The sequence below is a fragment of the Devosia sp. genome, from assembly GCF_036676215.1.
GTDB lineage: Bacteria > Pseudomonadota > Alphaproteobacteria > Rhizobiales > Devosiaceae > Devosia.
This window is the reverse complement of sequence record NZ_JAKFDJ010000052.1, coordinates 65,815-81,969: the sequence shown is the minus strand read 5'-3', so window position 1 is coordinate 81,969 and position 16,155 is coordinate 65,815. Positions and strand designations below refer to the sequence as shown.

Genomic DNA, 16,155 nt, shown 5'->3' with positions numbered 1-16,155 from the left:
GCACCTTCTCCCACAAGGGGAGAAGGGGAATTCGGCGTAATCCATGAGCGACCTCCCCACCGGCCGCATCCGCGCCCCGTTCAAGATCCCATCGGCCGCTTCGGTCGTCGACATGCTGCGCTCGGGCGATATCGCCCTCGCTGCTGGCGTCATGGGTCTTATCGTCATCCTCATCGTGCCGATGCCGGCGCTGCTGGTGGACGGCCTGCTGGCGATCTCCATCGTCTTCTCGGTGATGATCCTGATGACGGCCCTGTTCATCCAGAAGCCGCTCGAATTCTCGTCCTTTCCCACCGTGTTGCTGATCGCCACCATGCTGCGGCTGGGCCTTAACCTGGCCACCACGCGACTGATCCTCTCCGATGGTCACGAGGGAACTGCCGCCGCCGGCCACGTCATCGAGGCCTTCGGCAACTTCGTCACCCGCGGCAATTTCGTCATCGGTATCGTCGTCTTCATCATCCTGGTGATCGTCAACTTCATCGTCATCACCAAGGGCTCCGGCCGTATCGCCGAAGTGGCCGCCCGCTTCAGCCTCGACGCCATGCCCGGCAAGCAGATGGCCATCGACGCCGATCTCAGCGCCGGCCTCATCGACGAGGACACTGCCAAGCGGCGTCGCGCCGAACTCGAAGGCGAAAGCGCCTTTTTCGGTAACATGGACGGCGCCTCCAAATTCGTGCGCGGCGACGCCATTGCCGGCCTCATCATCACCTTCATCAACGTCTCGGCCGGCATGCTGATCGGCATGATGCAGGAGGGCCTGAGCTTCCAGGAAGCCGGCAACGTCTACACCCTGCTCACCATCGGCGATGGCCTGGTCAGCCAGATCCCGGCGCTGATCGTCTCCACCGCCGCCGGCATCCTGGTCTCCAAGTCCGGCGTCACCGGTTCGGCCGACAAGGCCCTCTCGGCCCAGTTCACCGGCTATCCGCGGGCGCTGGGCATGTCCTCGGCCGTCATGGGCCTGCTCGCCTTCCTGCCCGGCATGCCGGTCATCCCCTTCCTGGCGCTGGCCGGGGGCGTGGGCTACGTCGCCTGGCGCGCCGCCCGCACCAAGGACGAAAACGCCGAAGATGCGCTCACCAAATCGGCGCTCGACGCCCCACCCATTCCGGCCGGCGGCGCCGCTGCCTCGGAAGCCCCGATCTCCGAAAGCCTCAAGATCGACGAGCTCAAGCTTGAACTGGGTTACGGCCTGCTCAGCATGGTCAAAGAGGACGAGAACGGCAGCGACCGCTTGACTGAGCAGATCAAGGCCCTGCGGCGCCAGCTTGCGGTCGAACTGGGCTTCGTCATGCCGCCGGTCCGCATTCTCGACAACATGCAGCTCGAACCCAATGCCTACAAGGTTCGCATCAAGGAAGTCGAAGCCGGTGCCGGCGAGATCTATGCCAACCAGCTCATGGTCATGGACCCCTATGGCAACCAGATCGACCTGCCGGGCACCCACACGACCGAGCCCACCTTCGGCCTGCCCGCGACCTGGATCGAGCCCGCTTTGCGCGACGAGGCCGAACTCCGCGGCCTCTCCATTATCGATCCCTCAACGGTCATCTCGACGCATCTGACCGAAGTGCTCAAGGCCAATGTCGCCGACCTCTTGAGCTACGCCAATGTGCAGTCCCTGCTCTCTGGCCTGCCCAAGGAGCAGCAGAAGCTGGTCGAAGACATCATCCCGGGCCTCATCTCGGTCTCGGGCGTGCAGCGCGTGCTGCAGACCTTGCTCAACGAGCGCATCTCCATCCGCGATCTCTCGACCATCCTTGAGGGCATCGCCGAGATCGCCGGCCCGGGCCGCTCGGTGCAGGTCATCGCCGAGCATGTCCGCAGCCGCCTCGCCCGCCAGATCTGCGCTGCCCATCTCGGCCCCGACGGCAATCTGCCGCTGCTGACGCTGGGCCCGCAATGGGAACGCGACTTTGCCGAAGCCATGGTCGGCGACGGCGAGAACCGGCATCTCGCCATGGCGCCCAGCCGCCTGCAGCAATTTATCGCCGGTGTGCAGCAGGCCTATGAGCGCGCCGCCCAGCAGGGCGAACTGCCCGTGCTCATCACCTCACCCTCGATCCGTCCCCATGTCCGCTCGATCATCGAGCGCTTCCGCCCGCAGACCGTGGTCATGAGCCAGAACGAGGTACATCCGCGCATCCGGCTCAAGACCGTGGGAAGCATCTAGCCTTGGGCAAGGTTCATCTCTCCGGCTATCTCGAAGTCCCCGCGGACCGCATCGACGCGGTCAGGGCCGCCCTGCCGCACCATATCGCGCTGACGCAGGCCGAGCCCGGGTGCCTGGCTTTCACGGTGGTGCAGAACCCCGCCATTCCGACGCGCTTCGACGTCTCGGAGACCTTCGTCGATCAGGCCGCCTTCGACCAGCATCAGCAGCGCGCCCAGGCCTCGGACTGGGCGCGGGTGACGCTAGACATGCCCCGCCACTTCACGATCCGGGTAGAGGACGGCTCCTGGCCGGCCTGACGCCCCTAGTGCATCGGCGGTCCCGCTGGCGGCGTCGGCTGGCTGGCTTCCGCAGCTTGTTCCGAGCTGTCCATGTCGGCCTGCTCGGCCAGGGCCTGTTCGGCGCGATACCAGAATTCCTGGTCGCGGCCCTCGGGCGAGCCTTCCTCCTGCCACAGGGCATAGGCGCGGTCGCGAATTTCAACTTCCTGCTGCGCGTGCATGGCAATCTCCTTCGTTGCTCGACTCCTAATGCAGAGTCAGGCCCAGAAGTTGCCTGCCCATTGCGACCACTGCGCGACAGCCTCCCCGAGCCCCGCCGTACCCGGGCTCCCCAGCGACCGCTCAAAATGCTGGTGCCAGCACCCCTCAGCCCCGCTTGGGAATATCCAGCCCGCGCTGCACCGCCGGCCGCGCCAATCCGCGCTCCAGCCAGGCCGGCACGTTCTTGAGGTGGTCATAGCCCACTAGGTCCCCCGCGCCATAGAACCCAACCAGGTTCCGCACCCAGCCCAGCGTGGCGATATCGGCGATGGAATACTCATCCATCACCCAGTCGCGTCCCTCCAGCCGGGTCTCCAGCACACCGAGCAGGCGCTTGGATTCCGCCGCATAGCGGTCGCGTGGTCTTTTGTCCTCAAAGTCCTTGCCGGCGAATTTGTGGAAGAACCCCACCTGCCCGAACATCGGCCCGATCGAGGCCATCTGGAACATCACCCACTGGATGGTCTGGTACCGCCTGGCCGGATCGGCCGGCAGGAATTTCCCTGTCTTTTCCGCCAGATAGATCAGAATCGCGCCGGACTCGAACAGCTCCAGCGGCTTGCCGCCAGGACCATGCGGGTCGATGATGGCCGGGATCTTGCCATTCGGATTGAGCGCCAGATATTCCGGTCCCCAGGTCTCATTCTGGCTGATATTGACCGCATGCGCTTCGTATTCCAGCCCGGTCTCCTCCAGCATGATCGAGACCTTGACACCATTGGGCGTGGGAAACGAATAGAGCTGGATGACTTCGGGGTTGGCCGCTGGCCAGCGCTTCGTAATCGGAAAGCTCGAAAGATCGGTCATTATCGCTCCGTAAAGGCAAGTTTGGCGCCGAGCAGCACAAAGGCGCCGGCAAAGGTCCGGCGCATCCATACCATGATCGCCGGCCGCGAAATCACCTGTCCGCGGATCGATGCTGCGAACAGTCCGTACATCGCGAACACCACGAAGGTCATCGCCATGAAGACCGCGCTCAATTCCAGCATCCGCGCCACGCCATTGGGCGCGCTGGCCGGCACGAATTGCGGCAGGAAGGCGAAGAAGAAGATCGAGAGCTTGGGATTGAGAATGTTGATGAGGATGGATTCAACGATCACCTTGCCTGCCGATTTTTCCGCCTGGTCGGTCTCGACGCTCAGCGTCCCGCTCTCGCGCAGCGTCGCCCAGGCCATGTAGAGCAGATAGGCCACGCCGAGATATTTGATGATCTCGAAGGCCAGTGCACTGGTATGCAGGATCGCTGCCAGCCCGGTAATGGCCGCCAGCATATGCGGCACGATGCCCAGCGTGCAGCCAAACGCCGCCCAGAGGCTCGCCTTGCTACCCCGGCTCAACCCGGCCGCAATAGTGTAGAGCGCGCCCGTGCCCGGCGACACCACCACGATCAGCGTCGTGATCAGGAATTCGATGCTCATGGCCTTGTCTCCAGTTGGAGGCCAATCATGCCCATGGATTGCCTGTGCATTCCAGAGCCCGGCCATGCATAATCCGACGGAACGCACCGCTACCTGGCGCATTGTTGCCGATCACGTCCTGGGGCAATTCATGAAGCTCTTCGCCTGCGACCATTGCGGCAATACCATCTATTTCGAGAACGCGTCCTGCGAGCGTTGCGGGCATCAGCTCGGCTATCTGCCGGACAAGAACGCGCTGGTATCGCTGGTCGAAGATGGCGGCCTCTGGTCGACCCCCGCCTTCCCGGACGACGCCTATGTGTTCTGCGAAAATGCCCATTACGGCGCCTGCAACTGGCTGATCCCGGCCAATCCGGCTGGCGACATCTATTGCGCTGCCTGCCGTCACAACGAGACCATTCCGGCTATCGAGAATGCCCTCAACCTCAGCCGCTGGCAGGTGATCGAGCGCGCCAAGAAGCGTCTGTTCTATTCCCTGCTGCGGCTGCATCTGCCGCTCGAAACGCGCAACGAAAACCGGGGGCACGGCCTCTCCTTCCGCTTCCTGGCCGACATGCCGATCGCCGCCGGTCAGGTCCTCACCGGCCACGAGGAAGGCATCATCACCATCGCGCTGGCCGAAGCCGACGATGCCGAGCGCGAATCCCGCCGCACCCGCATGGGCGAGCCCTACCGCACCCTGCTGGGCCATTTCCGCCACGAGATCGGCCATCACTACTGGGACCTGCTGGTGGCCGGTCGTCCCGCCCTCGACCGCTTCCGCGCTCTGTTCGGCAACGAGACCGCCGACTACAACCTGGCGCTGCAGACCTACTACGGCAGTGGAGCCCCCCTTGGCTGGCCGCAGACCCATATCAGCGCCTATGCCACCGCCCATCCCTGGGAGGATTTCGCCGAAACCTTCGCCCATTACCTGCACATCACCGATACCGTCGAGATGGCCTCCGCCTTCGGCGTGCGCGCCCGCCCGCGCACCGAGGATGCCAGTCTGACCTTGCGCGTCGACTTCGACCCCTATGCCGCACCCCATGTGCAGACCATCGTCGACAATTGGGTGCCGCTTGCCAGCATGCTCAACAACCTCAACCGCGCCATGGGCCACCCCGACGCCTATCCCTTCATCCTCACCCGTCCGGTGATCGAAAAGCTGGGATTTGTGCATGATCTGGTGCATGGGCGTTGAGTTTGCGCCATGGTGGAATCCGCCGTTTCTGGCGGGCTTATGCATCGGGGGAGTATAGGTTGCAGCTGCATTGGATCGAGCAATTCGCCGAGGATCGCCGGCGCGAACTCTATGCGTTTTACAGCAAGGAGTGGTGGACGCAGGGACGTGAATACGACGATGTCATTCAGGTCCTCGAGCATTCCGACATAGTTCTTGGCTGCTGTTCCGACGCAGGCAGGCTTATCGGCTTTGCTCGCGTTCTTACCGACTTCACCTTCAAGGCAATGATCTTCGACGTGATCGTGGATGAGCCTTTCCGGCGCCAAGGAGTAGGAAACGCCATCATAGACAGGATCAAGGGACACGAGGCCCTGCAAAAGGTACGGAGCTTCGAGCTATACTGCCCGGACCAACTCGTCGCCTTTTATGAGGGCCTGGGCTTTGCGAAGAGCTCGTCCTCACTGTTGCGCCACCAGCGCTAGCACCGAGACTCTCAGGGCGGCAAGGCCGCATTCGAAAACCGGAGGCCATAGCCGTGTCGGCCCTCACCATCCTCACCGTCCCGCCCTTTTCCACCCTCTGCAACGCCGCCTTCGCGCTGCGCCGCGAGGTCTTCGTCTGGGAGCAGAAGGTGCCCGAGGCGGAAGAGCACGATGCCGACGACATGACCGCCACCCACTTCGTCGCCATCGCGCAAGGCGAAGTCGTGGGCACGCTGCGGCTCATCGACAAGCCTGAGCACGTCAAGATCGGCCGGGTCGCCGTACGCCAGGCCTTCCGGGGACAGGGTATTGCCAAACAGATGATGCTTGCCGCCATGGACCACGCCCGTGCCACTGGCCGTGACCGCTTCTATCTGACCGCGCAGACCGACAAGCTCGGCATGTATGAAAAGCTCGGCTTTACCGCCTTCGGGCCGGAATTCCAGGATGGCGGCATGCCCCATCGCGCCATGCGCAGCTATGACTTCTGAACGGCCTTCACCGCGACATTTGACCCGTTAGCGGCCCCTTAAGCCTCTTTGCCAACAGGCCATGCCTTGCCCCGCCCAATGCGCTATTGTCGGCGATGTCGGGAGGCCTGCGCACCACGCGCTGCGCGGCACCCGGAACAAAAACCGCCAGGGAGGCGGAGGAGGCCGGTCTCGCTTGCGAGTGCCGGCCTTTTCAATTCAGTGCGACAAATCGGGTCGGAACATCTGCGCGGTTCGTTGCGTTGTCGAAACATCATGGGCCGCACGGCACTCTACCGGCAAGTTTTGCACCGCACGGCCCGTTCACCTCAGCGATGAACCTACGGAGCCTACTATGATCCGCACCCTTCTGGCCACTACGGCCCTTGCAGCCCTGCTGTCTTCGGGCGCCATTGCCCAGGATGCAACCCCGGTTGATCCGGCTGCGCCCGTCACGACCGAAGCCCCGGCTGATCCGGCAGCTCCCGCTGCCGCCGACGCAATGCCTGTCGCCGCCGGCGGCGCCATGGAAGAAACCGACATAAACGAGCCCTGGGACATGGCGACCGGCTATGTCGCCACCGACACGGATAACCTGGCCTCGCGCCTGATTAACCAGCCCGTCTTTTCGTCTTCGGGCGATGATGCCGAAGAAATCGGCAACATCACCGACCTGGTCTTTGACGAAAACGGCCATATCCAGGCTGTGGTGATCGGCGTTGGCGGCTTCCTCGGCATCGGCGAAAAGGCCGTCGCCGTCGACTTCCAGTTGCTGGAACTCACCCTGGCCGCCGACAATACCAAACGCTGGGTCCTGCCCACCTCGGCCGATGCCCTGAACGCTGCTCCCGATTTCGTCTGGGGGGAAGATGTGCCGGTCGACGGCGCGGTTGATGGCGGCGCCATGGCTCCGGCCGACCCCGCCATGCCCCCGGCCGACCCGGCCGCTGCCCCGGCTGATCCGGCTGCGGCTCCGGCAACCAACTAACCCCTCGCGGATTATCTCACGAAGGGCCGGCCCTCGGGCCGGCCCTTTTGCGTCACAGGAGATCGCCATGATGCGTCCTATCATCACCGCCTCTGCCCTTGCTTTGCTCCTGGTCTCGCCGGCTTTGGGCCAGGCGCCGGCCGCCGGCGCGCCGAGCGAATTGCAGCAGAGCGGCCTGACGCCGCCCACGGTTCTGTCCGAGGGCTACGCCACCGGAGGCCAGGACGTGCTGGTGACCCAGCTCCTGGGTGAAACGGTCTTTGCCTCGCTCGACGATGCCGCCGAAGAAATTGGCACCATCACCGATTTGGTGGTGACCTCCGGCCAGGGCATTTCCGCAGTCGTCATCAGCGTCGGTGGCTTCCTTGGCGTCGGCGAGAAGGACGTTGCCGTCGATTTCGTCCAACTCGCATGGCTGGCGCGCGATGACGGTTCGCGCCGCTGGGTCCTCGACACCACGGCCGAGACGCTCTCGGCCGCTCCCGCCTTCATCTGGGCCGACAGCGAGCAGACCACCGGCGAGCCGGCGCTGACGACCCAACAGGAGGAAGATCAGCTTGTCGACGGCGATCCCAATGCCGCTCCGGTCGATCCGGCCCTCACCACCGACCAGCCCGACCGTCAACCCATCAGCACGCCGGTCGATCGCTCCGGCTTTATTGAGTTCGACGAGACGGGCCTGTCTGCTGAGGACCTGCGCGGCATCGGCGTCTATGGCATCAACGACGAGCAGATCGGCACGATCGGCGATATCGTCGCCAACCCTGACGGCAGTTTCGATGCGGTAATCGTCGATGTCGGCGGCTTCCTCGGCCTCGGCGCCAAGCCGGTCGCCGTGGGCTTCGACAATCTGGTCTTCTCCTCCGACACCCCGGGCAACCGCTACCTGTTCCTCAATACCTCACGCGAACAGCTCGAAACCCAGCCCGCCTACAACCCGGCGACCTACGAAACCGAGCGCGCCACCCAGCGCATGGAGATCGCACCATAGGCATGCTGCTGACCGCCAACGTCCCGGCTCGGCTGTGCCGCGCCCCAAACAAAAAGGCCCGCCGAAGCGAGCCCTTTTCATCACCGCCAATGTTGGCTTCTATTGCCCGCGGAACCGCAGCCGGCCGATCTCGTCATATTCGCTCTGCTCCACCTTGAGCTGCTCGGCGGCTTCCCGCTGATGTTCGCGCTGGTCCAGCAGTTCGACCTTCTTGAGGTCTTCGACAGCCTCGGCGAGCCCATCCTGGGCGGCCTCAAGCTTGCCCTTCATGTCATTGGCTGAATTGAGCAGATTGTCGCGCCGCGTCATCGCGGCCTTGGCAAAGGTCGAATAGGCGAAGTGCGCCACATCGGAAATGCCGGTCTTGGTCTGCTCGATTTCGATCTGCTGATCGAGTTCGGACGCCATGCGCTCGAAATCGTTGATCATCATCTCGATCTGCGCGACCTGACGGCGCTTCTCGTCCACCTGGAACTTCTTGAGCCGAATGAGGCTCTCGCTGCGCGATTTCAAGACCTGTACTCCTTACACACCAAGTCAGTTCCGGGGCCTGAACAGCGCCCCATCAGCCTGCCGCGCCCGCCTCGTCCACAATCGCCGCAAGCCTTTTATAGCCCTCGGCAATCGTCGTCGTCTCTTCCCGCTCCTGGCTCAGAAAAGCCTCAAGCGCGGGATAGATGGCGATCGCGCGGTCCACTTTCGGATCTGACCCTTTCCGGTAAGCCCCCAGCCGGATCAGTTCCTCCATGTCGGAATAAATCGACATGAGCTCGCGCGCTTTGGCCAGAACCGGTCTGAAATCGACCGGCACACACCCTGGCATGGTGCGCGAGATGGACCGGAGCACGTTGACCGCCGGGTATCGTCCCCGCTCGGCAATTCCGCGCTCCATTACGATGTGCCCATCAAGAATGCCGCGCACGGCATCCGCAATAGGCTCATTGTGATCATCACCTTCGACTAAAACGGTAAATAGACCGGTAACAGAGCCCGTTGTCGGTGTGCCCGGCCCGGCGCGTTCCAGCAAACGCGGCAATTCGGTGAAAACCGTCGGTGGATAACCCTTGGCCGTCGGCGGCTCGCCCACCGCCAGCCCGATCTCGCGCTGCGCCATGGCAAAGCGGGTAAGGCTGTCCATCATGCACAGCACGCGCTTGCCCTGGTCGCGGAAATATTCGCTGAGCGCCAGGCTCATATAGGCCGCCTGCCGCCGCATCAGCGCTGCCTCATCGCTGGTGGCAACCACCACCACCGCATTGGCCAGCCCCTCTTCGCCCAGATACTCCTGGATGAACTCATGCACCTCGCGCCCGCGTTCGCCGATCAGCCCGATCACCGCCACGTCCACATTGGTATTGCGCGCCAACATGGACATAAGGACGGATTTGCCGACGCCCGAGCCGGCAAAAATGCCCAGCCGCTGTCCCTCGCAGACCGTAGTAAAGGTATTGAGGCACCGCACGCCCAGATCGAGCGGATCGCCCACCCGCGCCCTGTCATGCGCCAGCAGCGGGTTTTGCCGCAATGGATAGGCCATCGCGCCTCGTGGCAGCGGTCCCTTGCCGTCGATCGGCTCGCCATTGGCGTTGATCACCCGGCCCAGCCAGCCTTCCGAGGGAAAGGCCGCCCCGTCATGGCGCTGGAACACCGCCTTGCAGCCCAGCCGCACGCCGCTCAACTGCCCGAATGGCAGGCACAGCGCATGGCCATCCTTGAAACCGATGATTTCGGCCGCCAGGAACTCGCCATTGACCGCTTCGATCTGCACGCGGCCGCCAACGCGCAATTCGCGCACCGGACCGACGATTTCGATCAGCAGGCCCTGCACCGATTTGACGCGGCCGAACACCTCGATGTCGTCGATCGCCTCAATGGCAGAGATCAGCGCCTTCATTTTCGTACATCATCCGTTCATAGGCGTGACCGAATTATGGTTTCTGCGACGGTCGAATCGTGGATAACTTCGAATCAGACAGTAACCGAACATTAAGCAAATGGCGCTATTTGATGCGTTGGACCTCTCCGTCCGTGCTCCGGCACCGACCTTGGCCAAACCCCCGACATAGCCCCAATTGCATGAGTCAAGTGAGTCGCTTAGAACGGCTACTTAAACCATTTTCTTAAGAAAAATGGATAAGATTAACCGTTATATTTCAATGAGTTAGACTAAATTTATCCTAACGTCGTTTGCGTATTGCCCAACCGAATTAAACTTTGTTAACTATTGGGGCTTAGGGTTCAGTCATATCCAGTAGGGTTGGAGTGAGGCGGCGTCCTGGTCGCTCAGCCTCACGGGTTCCAGCAGGAACGAAATGGCAAGGGGAATATAATGCGGGTACTCCTTATAGAGGACGACAGCGCTACGGCGCAGAGCATCGAACTGATGCTCAAGTCCGAAAGTTTCAACGTCTACACCACCGATCTCGGTGAAGAAGGCGTCGATCTCGGCAAGCTCTACGACTACGATATTATTTTGCTCGACTTGAACCTGCCCGACATGAGCGGTTACGAAGTCTTGCGAACATTGCGCGTCGCCAAGGTGCAGACGCCAATTCTCATCCTTTCCGGTCTCGCCGGCATTGAAGACAAGGTTCGTGGTCTCGGCTTCGGCGCCGACGACTACATGACCAAGCCCTTCCACAAGGACGAACTCGTGGCCCGCATCCACGCCATCGTCCGCCGCTCCAAGGGCCACGCCCAGTCGGTCATCCAGACCGGCGACCTGACGGTCAACCTCGACACCAAGACCGTCGAAGTGATGACCCAGCGCGTGCACCTCACGGGCAAGGAATACCAGATGCTCGAGCTGCTCTCCCTCCGCAAGGGGACCACGCTCACCAAGGAAATGTTCCTCAACCACCTCTATGGCGGCATGGACGAACCCGAACTCAAGATCATCGACGTGTTCATCTGCAAGCTGCGCAAGAAGCTTTCCGTTGCGACCGGCGGCAAGAACTACATCGAGACCGTCTGGGGTCGCGGCTATGTGCTGCGCGAGCCCGACGACGTCGAAGGCTATTCCGAGAACGTCGCCTAAAACTTCGTACCCTCCTCCTCCCTGCTGCCCCGTGCGACACCCGTCGTGCGGGGCTTTTTTGTTTGGGCGTCCATGGCTGCGCCAAACGCGACGGGGGTCGAAAGAAAACCGCAAAGGCCTGTCGAAATGGCATCAAGCTGCTCGTCGTCCAACCAGAAGCGCCATAGAGGGCGCGCCAACAGGAGACGCTCAATGTTCCGCAATGCCATCACCGTCGGTGCCATGCTGGTGACCACCGCCGCTTTCGCCCAGTCCGAGCCCGTCGGCGCCACGCTCGAGGTCAACGGCATGCAGATGTATTACGAGGTATCCGGCCAGGGCGACCCGCTGATCGTGCTGCACGGCGCCTATATGAACATCCCCACCATGGGCGAAATCATCCCCATTCTGGCCGAGACCCACACCGTCTATGCGCTGGAGTTCCAGGGGCACGGCCGCACCACCGACATCGACCGCCCCATCACCTATCCCAATCTTGCCGACGACGTGGCCACCTTCATGGACAGCATCGGCATCGAGAAGGCCGACGTCTTCGGCTATTCCATGGGCGCCGCCGCCGGCCTGCGTCTCGCCCTCGATCACCCCGAAAAGGTCGATCAGTTGGTGGCCGCCTCGGTCGCCTATGACGCTTCGGGCTGGCAACCCGCCTTCGTCGAATTCATCCCCCAGATGGTGCCCGAATTCTTCGTCGGCACGCCCATGGAAGAGGAATGGAAGAAGCTGGCACCCAATCCCGACGGCTTCCGCGGCGTGGTGGAAAAGCTGATTGCGCTGGAACACGAACCCATGGCGTGGGAAGAGGACGTCAAGCAGCTCAAGGCGCCGGTCCTGATCATCGCCGGTGATGCCGACGTCTCCACTCTCGAGCACAATGTCGCACTGTTCCGCCTGCTTGGCGGCGGCGTCATGGGCGACATGGGCGTACCCCTACCCACCTCGCGGCTGGCGGTGCTGCCGGCGACCTCGCATACTGCCGTGATCAACCAGACCGACCTGCTCCACGGCTTCATCGAACCCTTCCTGCAGGGCGAGACCCCCGCCAGCTTCATGGGCCAATAGCCAAGACAGGGATCAGGAGGAGGTGGTCACACCTCCCCTTGCCGCCGTTCTTCACGAAGCGGTTGCGGGTGAACGCCGATACTGGTTTCATCCGCAGCCATGCAAACCGAGTCCGACACCCACCGCGCCATCAACACAGTCTGGAAGACCGAGCAGCCCAGGCTGATCGCCGGCCTGACACGAATGGTTCGCGACATCTCCCTGGCCGAAGAACTGGCGCAGGATGCCCTGCTGGTCGCCCTCAAGGCCTGGCCGGAATCCGGCGTACCGAACAATCCCGGCGCTTGGCTGATGCAGACCGCCAAGCGCCGCGCCATCGACTATTTCCGCCATCGCAAGATGGCCGCGACCAAGCTCGAGGAAGTCGGCCGCATCATCGAGGACGACGCTCCCGATCACGAGGCCGACCTGGTCGAGGCGCTGGACGACGATGTCGGCGACGACCTGCTGCGCCTGATCTTCACCTCCTGCCACCCCATCCTGCCGGCCGAGTCTCGCGTGGCCCTGACGCTGCGTCTGCTGGGGGGCCTCACAACCGAGGAGATCGCTCGCGCCTTCCTCGCCGCCGAACCCACCATCGGCCAACGCATCGTGCGCGCCAAAAAGGCCATCGCCGAAGCCGGCATTCCGTTCGAGGTGCCGCGCGGCGACGAGCGCGCCGAACGGCTCGGTTCGGTGCTGGGCGTGCTCTATCTCATTTTCAACGAGGGCTATTCAGCCACTGCGGGCGAGGATTGGATGCGTCCCCAGCTCTGCGCCGAGGCCATGCGCCTTGGCCGGGTGCTGGCCGGCCTCGCGCCCGACGATTCCGAAGTCCATGCTTTGGTGGCCCTGATGGAGATCCAGGCCTCGCGCACCGATGCGCGCACCGATGCCAAGGGTGAGCCGGTGCTGCTGCTCGATCAGGACCGCTCGCGCTGGGATCAATTGCTGATCCGCCGGGGCCTTGCTGCCCTCGACCGAGCCGTGGAACTGGGTGGGGCCAACGCGCCCTATGCGCTGCAGGCCGCCATTGCCGCCTGCCACGCCCGCGCCCGCAAGCCGGGTGACACCGACTGGGCCCGCATCGCCGCTCTCTACGCCACCCTGGCTCAGGTGACCCCGTCCCCGGTCATCGAACTCAACCGAGCCGTAGCCGTGTCCATGGCTGAGGGGCCGGCGGCGGCCTTGCTGCTGATCGACGCCATCAAGGACGATCCGACGCTCAGGAACTATCACCTGCTCTATGGCGTGCGCGGCGACATGCTGAGCAAGCTGGGCCGCCACACCGAGGCCATGCTGGAATTCCGCCGCGCGGCGGAACTGACCCGCAATGCGCGCGAAAAGGCCTATCTGCTTGGCAGGGCTGACGAAACGGGCTAAGCGGCGGCCGGCAGCTCGAACTTGGCTTCGAGAATGGTGCGATCGAACGGCTTCATCATATAGTCGCTGGCGCCGGCCTTGAGCGCCATGGCGATGGCGCCAATGTCGTTCTCGACCGTGCAATAGACCACATGGGGCTTTTCGCCGCCAACATAGGCCCGGAGCAGCTTGAGGAATTCAAGGCCACTCATGATCGGCATGTTCCAGTCGAGCAGGATGGCGTCCGGCATTTCCTGCCGGCACTTGTCGAAGGCGTCCTGCCCGTCCTCGGCTTCCTCGACAATATAGTCCATGTCCTCGAGGATACGTCGTGCCACTTTGCGCACGACGCTCGAGTCATCGACGATCAGGCAGGACTTCATGCCGAGGGGCTCCGCAGAGGCTAACGCTGCATTCGATTATGAATGTCACATCCTACGGATTGGTTAGCAAAGTACTGACTATTCGGCCGCCTGCTGTTGGCTCCTCGGCGTGGCATTGAGGAAGAACATCTCGTTTTCCAGCCCGATATTGATGTCCATGTCGGTCATGCGCGCCAGTATGCCCGTATAAAACGGCTGGATGCCCCGTGCATCCACGAACCCCTCCTCGGGAATGCCCGACAAGAGGCCCGCGCAGCCAGCGGGCACCAGCGTCTTCTGCCGCTTTTCGGGATCGCTCTTGGAGGTGAATTCGAACCGCTCATTGCCGGCATCACCCAGGATCGCGGCCGTCACCTGCCCGCCGCGCGGCACCGACATGGCGGCGATCAGCAGCATGTTCATGAACAGCTTGGCCTTGTGCTTGGGCAGCAGGATCAGCGGCACGTTCCACTCGAGATCGGCCTTCTCGATCTCGAACAGGATACGCGCCACCCGCTCGCATTCACGCGTGTCGATATCGGTGCCCGAAGTCGACGACGCGCCATAGGCAAGGCGGGCGAATTCGAGCTTGGCGCGGCTCTGCTTCGCGGCGCTGGCGATCAGGTCGCGCGCACCTTCCGCCATCTCGGCCTGGTTCGGATCGGCCAGCACTTCCAGCCCATTGCCGATAGCGCCGATGGGGTTGATCAGGTCATGGCAGACCCTGGAGCACAGCATGGCCGCCAGATCGGTTGCCTTGAGCTCGATGATGTCCATCTGGGCAGTCTCCGTAAGAATCACTTTTGCCGACATTAGAGGGTGATCCGCCAAAGTGGACAGATGAATTGCGCCTCCGATCGGCGCCAATGGCGGATTTCAGTTGATCGAAAGGCCCTTGGACAGTTCAGGCCACCGCGCTTCGGCCTCGCGCGCCGCCTCGTCCGGCGAGAGCACGAAGGCCTCCCGATTGGCAGCCGAATAGAAGAGATAAAGTCTCTGCTTGAACACCACGTAGATCTTGGGGTTGCTGTCCGAAACATAGCCCCGTGCCATCCCCATGGCGCCATGACCGCCGAACTGGGGCGCATAGATGTCGGGTGCGCTCTTGAAGATGTCGCGATTGGCCGCGGTGGCAAAATGCCAGGGCACGTTGTTCCAGATATGCTCGAAATCGGCCCGACCCTGCAGCGGCTCGGGCTCGGTGAAATAACTCACCGGATCCCAACCATAGATCCCCACCCCCGTCAGCGGATCGGTCACGATCAGTGTCACCACCGACTGCGCCCGCACCGGCAGAATGGCGAGCCAAACCATGCCCAATAGCGGCAAAACAAAGGCAAGCATGGTTAAGATTTGTTTAGAGGTTTGCTTCATCATCGACCCAATGATCGGCACACGCTGGCGACCAATGTCCGCCACAAAGGTACGGTTTAAGCCTTAACGACTTCGTAACCGCCGGCCTGCCCTCCCTGGGAGATTTCTATGTTCAAGCGCCTTGCCCTTCTCCTCGCTCTCGTGGTCGCAATGGCTGCGCCGGCACCGGCTGTCTTCGCCCAGGGCTCGCTCAGCGATACCTATTCGGGCGACGACCTGATCGACAACGGCAAGGCCTTCTTCGGTTCGACCTCGCAGGGCCTGGCCTCGCTGGTCGAGCGCGCCGTAAGCCAGTTCGGCCTGCCCAATGGCTACATTCTCGGCGAAGATGCCGGTGGAGCGCTGTTTGCAGGCGCCCGCTATGGCGAGGGCGTGCTCTATACCCGCAATGCCGGCGAATTTAACGTCTTCTGGCAAGGCCCCTCGATCGGCTTTGACGTTGGCGGCGACGGCTCCAAGGTGATGATGCTGGTCTATAACCTCAACCAGATCCAGGACGTGCTCGGGCGCTTTGCCGGCGTCGATGGATCGGCCTACGTGCTGGGCGGCTTCGGCATGACGGTACTCAAGCGCTCCAACGTCGTGATGGTGCCCATCCGCTCCGGCGTCGGCGCCCGCCTCGGCCTCAATATCGGCTACCTCAAATTCACCAACGAGCCCACCTGGAACCCCTTCTGACAGCCGCTTCCCGGCCGCTGGCCATCGGCCCCGCGGGTCGGTAACGTCAGGCGCGTGTCAAATATTGGT

19 protein-coding genes are annotated in these 16,155 nt (G+C 62.7%); 11 read left to right on the top strand and 8 right to left on the bottom strand.

Annotation, left to right across the window (positions count from 1 at the left end; translation table 11 throughout):
• Window positions 1–43 precede the first annotated feature (43 nt).
• Window positions 44–2,179 (top strand): flagellar biosynthesis protein FlhA, encoded by a 2,136-nt coding sequence (gene flhA, locus V6M52_RS04790; RefSeq protein ID WP_332699996.1) that lies wholly within the window; start codon window positions 44–46, stop codon window positions 2,177–2,179.
• 2 nt (window positions 2,180–2,181) lie between these two features.
• The gene (locus V6M52_RS04785) at window positions 2,182–2,478 is read left to right on the top strand and encodes a putative quinol monooxygenase (RefSeq protein ID WP_332699993.1); all 297 of its coding nucleotides are present in this window, start codon (window positions 2,182–2,184) and stop codon (window positions 2,476–2,478) included.
• A 5-nt stretch (window positions 2,479–2,483) separates the two neighbouring features.
• Here V6M52_RS04785 and V6M52_RS04780 read toward each other — a convergent pair whose 3' ends face one another.
• From V6M52_RS04780 to V6M52_RS04770, 3 genes are all read right to left on the bottom strand, one after another.
• A complete protein-coding gene (locus V6M52_RS04780) occupies window positions 2,484–2,681 on the bottom strand; it encodes a DUF2934 domain-containing protein (protein ID WP_332699990.1) in 198 nt (65 codons plus the stop codon).
• Between the two features lie 145 nt (window positions 2,682–2,826).
• A complete protein-coding gene (locus V6M52_RS04775) occupies window positions 2,827–3,528 on the bottom strand; it encodes a glutathione S-transferase N-terminal domain-containing protein (protein ID WP_332687635.1) in 702 nt (233 codons plus the stop codon).
• The gene (locus tag V6M52_RS04770; protein WP_332699987.1) at window positions 3,528–4,139 is read right to left on the bottom strand and encodes a LysE family translocator; all 612 of its coding nucleotides are present in this window, start codon (window positions 4,137–4,139) and stop codon (window positions 3,528–3,530) included. The genes V6M52_RS04775 and V6M52_RS04770 overlap by 1 nt, the downstream gene beginning before the upstream one ends.
• Window positions 4,140–4,269: 130 nt before the next feature.
• Here V6M52_RS04770 and V6M52_RS04765 point away from each other — a divergent pair, with 130 nt between their 5' ends.
• From V6M52_RS04765 to V6M52_RS04745, 5 genes are all read left to right on the top strand, one after another.
• Window positions 4,270–5,322 (top strand): zinc-binding metallopeptidase family protein, encoded by a 1,053-nt coding sequence (locus V6M52_RS04765; RefSeq protein ID WP_332700213.1) that lies wholly within the window; start codon window positions 4,270–4,272, stop codon window positions 5,320–5,322.
• A gap of 59 nt (window positions 5,323–5,381) precedes the next feature.
• The gene (locus V6M52_RS04760) at window positions 5,382–5,786 is read left to right on the top strand and encodes a GNAT family N-acetyltransferase (RefSeq protein ID WP_332699985.1); all 405 of its coding nucleotides are present in this window, start codon (window positions 5,382–5,384) and stop codon (window positions 5,784–5,786) included.
• Window positions 5,787–5,839: 53 nt separating this feature from the next.
• Complete coding sequence (locus V6M52_RS04755) at window positions 5,840–6,277, top strand: GNAT family N-acetyltransferase (protein WP_332687632.1); 438 nt, start codon at window positions 5,840–5,842, stop codon at window positions 6,275–6,277.
• 334 nt (window positions 6,278–6,611) lie between these two features.
• A complete protein-coding gene (locus V6M52_RS04750; protein ID WP_332699980.1) occupies window positions 6,612–7,244 on the top strand; it encodes a PRC-barrel domain-containing protein in 633 nt (210 codons plus the stop codon).
• Window positions 7,245–7,311: 67 nt separating this feature from the next.
• Complete coding sequence (locus tag V6M52_RS04745) at window positions 7,312–8,235, top strand: PRC-barrel domain-containing protein (protein ID WP_332699977.1); 924 nt, start codon at window positions 7,312–7,314, stop codon at window positions 8,233–8,235.
• Window positions 8,236–8,334: 99 nt separating this feature from the next.
• Here V6M52_RS04745 and fliJ read toward each other — a convergent pair whose 3' ends face one another.
• Both fliJ and fliI read right to left on the bottom strand, forming a co-directional pair.
• The gene (fliJ, locus tag V6M52_RS04740) at window positions 8,335–8,748 is read right to left on the bottom strand and encodes a flagellar export protein FliJ (RefSeq protein ID WP_332699974.1); all 414 of its coding nucleotides are present in this window, start codon (window positions 8,746–8,748) and stop codon (window positions 8,335–8,337) included.
• 52 nt (window positions 8,749–8,800) lie between these two features.
• Window positions 8,801–10,129, bottom strand: a complete 1,329-nt coding sequence (fliI, locus tag V6M52_RS04735; RefSeq protein WP_332699971.1) for a flagellar protein export ATPase FliI — start codon at window positions 10,127–10,129, stop codon at window positions 8,801–8,803.
• A 435-nt stretch (window positions 10,130–10,564) separates the two neighbouring features.
• On the opposite strand from fliI, the gene ctrA reads away from it, so the two are divergent.
• The 3 genes from ctrA (at window position 10,565) to V6M52_RS04720 (ending at window position 13,693) form a co-directional block, all read left to right on the top strand.
• Window positions 10,565–11,272 carry a response regulator transcription factor CtrA gene (gene ctrA / locus V6M52_RS04730; protein WP_332687627.1) on the top strand — a complete coding sequence of 236 codons (708 nt, stop codon included), beginning with the start codon at window positions 10,565–10,567 and terminating at the stop codon, window positions 11,270–11,272.
• A gap of 192 nt (window positions 11,273–11,464) precedes the next feature.
• Window positions 11,465–12,331: an alpha/beta fold hydrolase gene (locus V6M52_RS04725; RefSeq protein ID WP_332699968.1), complete on the top strand. Its 867-nt coding sequence runs from the start codon at window positions 11,465–11,467 to the stop codon at window positions 12,329–12,331.
• Window positions 12,332–12,430: 99 nt separating this feature from the next.
• Window positions 12,431–13,693, top strand: coding sequence for an RNA polymerase sigma factor (locus tag V6M52_RS04720; protein WP_332699965.1), 1,263 nt, complete (start codon window positions 12,431–12,433; stop codon window positions 13,691–13,693).
• Here the strand turns inward: V6M52_RS04720 and V6M52_RS04715 are convergent.
• From V6M52_RS04715 to V6M52_RS04705, 3 genes are all read right to left on the bottom strand, one after another.
• Window positions 13,690–14,055 carry a response regulator gene (locus tag V6M52_RS04715; RefSeq protein WP_332687624.1) on the bottom strand — a complete coding sequence of 122 codons (366 nt, stop codon included), beginning with the start codon at window positions 14,053–14,055 and terminating at the stop codon, window positions 13,690–13,692. The two genes, V6M52_RS04720 and V6M52_RS04715, sit on opposite strands and share 4 nt — an antisense overlap.
• Before the next feature lie 78 nt (window positions 14,056–14,133).
• Entirely contained in the window at window positions 14,134–14,811 is a 678-nt protein-coding gene (gene chpT / locus V6M52_RS04710; protein ID WP_332687623.1) for a histidine phosphotransferase ChpT, read from the bottom strand.
• A 99-nt stretch (window positions 14,812–14,910) separates the two neighbouring features.
• Entirely contained in the window at window positions 14,911–15,378 is a 468-nt protein-coding gene (locus tag V6M52_RS04705) for a YHS domain-containing (seleno)protein (RefSeq protein WP_332699962.1), read from the bottom strand.
• A gap of 138 nt (window positions 15,379–15,516) precedes the next feature.
• Here V6M52_RS04705 and V6M52_RS04700 point away from each other — a divergent pair, with 138 nt between their 5' ends.
• Window positions 15,517–16,086 carry a DUF1134 domain-containing protein gene (locus V6M52_RS04700; RefSeq protein WP_442881812.1) on the top strand — a complete coding sequence of 190 codons (570 nt, stop codon included), beginning with the start codon at window positions 15,517–15,519 and terminating at the stop codon, window positions 16,084–16,086.
• The last annotated feature ends 69 nt before the right edge of the window (window positions 16,087–16,155 follow it).

Excerpts from the sequence above, each read along its gene's own strand:
- flhA (WP_332699996.1), top strand. The coding sequence starts at position 44 with ATGAGCGACCTCCCCACCGGCCGCATCCGCGCCCCGTTCAAGATCCCA.
- V6M52_RS04780 (WP_332699990.1), bottom strand. The coding sequence starts at position 2,681 with ATGCACGCGCAGCAGGAAGTTGAAATTCGCGACCGCGCCTATGCCCTG.
- V6M52_RS04775 (WP_332687635.1), bottom strand. The coding sequence starts at position 3,528 with ATGACCGATCTTTCGAGCTTTCCGATTACGAAGCGCTGGCCAGCGGCC.
- V6M52_RS04770 (WP_332699987.1), bottom strand. The coding sequence starts at position 4,139 with ATGAGCATCGAATTCCTGATCACGACGCTGATCGTGGTGGTGTCGCCG.
- V6M52_RS04765 (WP_332700213.1), top strand. The coding sequence starts at position 4,270 with ATGAAGCTCTTCGCCTGCGACCATTGCGGCAATACCATCTATTTCGAG.
- V6M52_RS04750 (WP_332699980.1), top strand. The coding sequence starts at position 6,612 with ATGATCCGCACCCTTCTGGCCACTACGGCCCTTGCAGCCCTGCTGTCT.
- V6M52_RS04745 (WP_332699977.1), top strand. The coding sequence starts at position 7,312 with ATGATGCGTCCTATCATCACCGCCTCTGCCCTTGCTTTGCTCCTGGTC.
- fliI (WP_332699971.1), bottom strand. The coding sequence starts at position 10,129 with ATGAAGGCGCTGATCTCTGCCATTGAGGCGATCGACGACATCGAGGTG.
- ctrA (WP_332687627.1), top strand. The coding sequence starts at position 10,565 with ATGCGGGTACTCCTTATAGAGGACGACAGCGCTACGGCGCAGAGCATC.
- V6M52_RS04725 (WP_332699968.1), top strand. The coding sequence starts at position 11,465 with ATGTTCCGCAATGCCATCACCGTCGGTGCCATGCTGGTGACCACCGCC.
- V6M52_RS04720 (WP_332699965.1), top strand. The coding sequence starts at position 12,431 with ATGCAAACCGAGTCCGACACCCACCGCGCCATCAACACAGTCTGGAAG.
- V6M52_RS04715 (WP_332687624.1), bottom strand. The coding sequence starts at position 14,055 with ATGAAGTCCTGCCTGATCGTCGATGACTCGAGCGTCGTGCGCAAAGTG.
- chpT (WP_332687623.1), bottom strand. The coding sequence starts at position 14,811 with ATGGACATCATCGAGCTCAAGGCAACCGATCTGGCGGCCATGCTGTGC.
- V6M52_RS04705 (WP_332699962.1), bottom strand. The coding sequence starts at position 15,378 with ATGCTTGCCTTTGTTTTGCCGCTATTGGGCATGGTTTGGCTCGCCATT.
- V6M52_RS04700 (WP_442881812.1), top strand. The coding sequence starts at position 15,517 with ATGTTCAAGCGCCTTGCCCTTCTCCTCGCTCTCGTGGTCGCAATGGCT.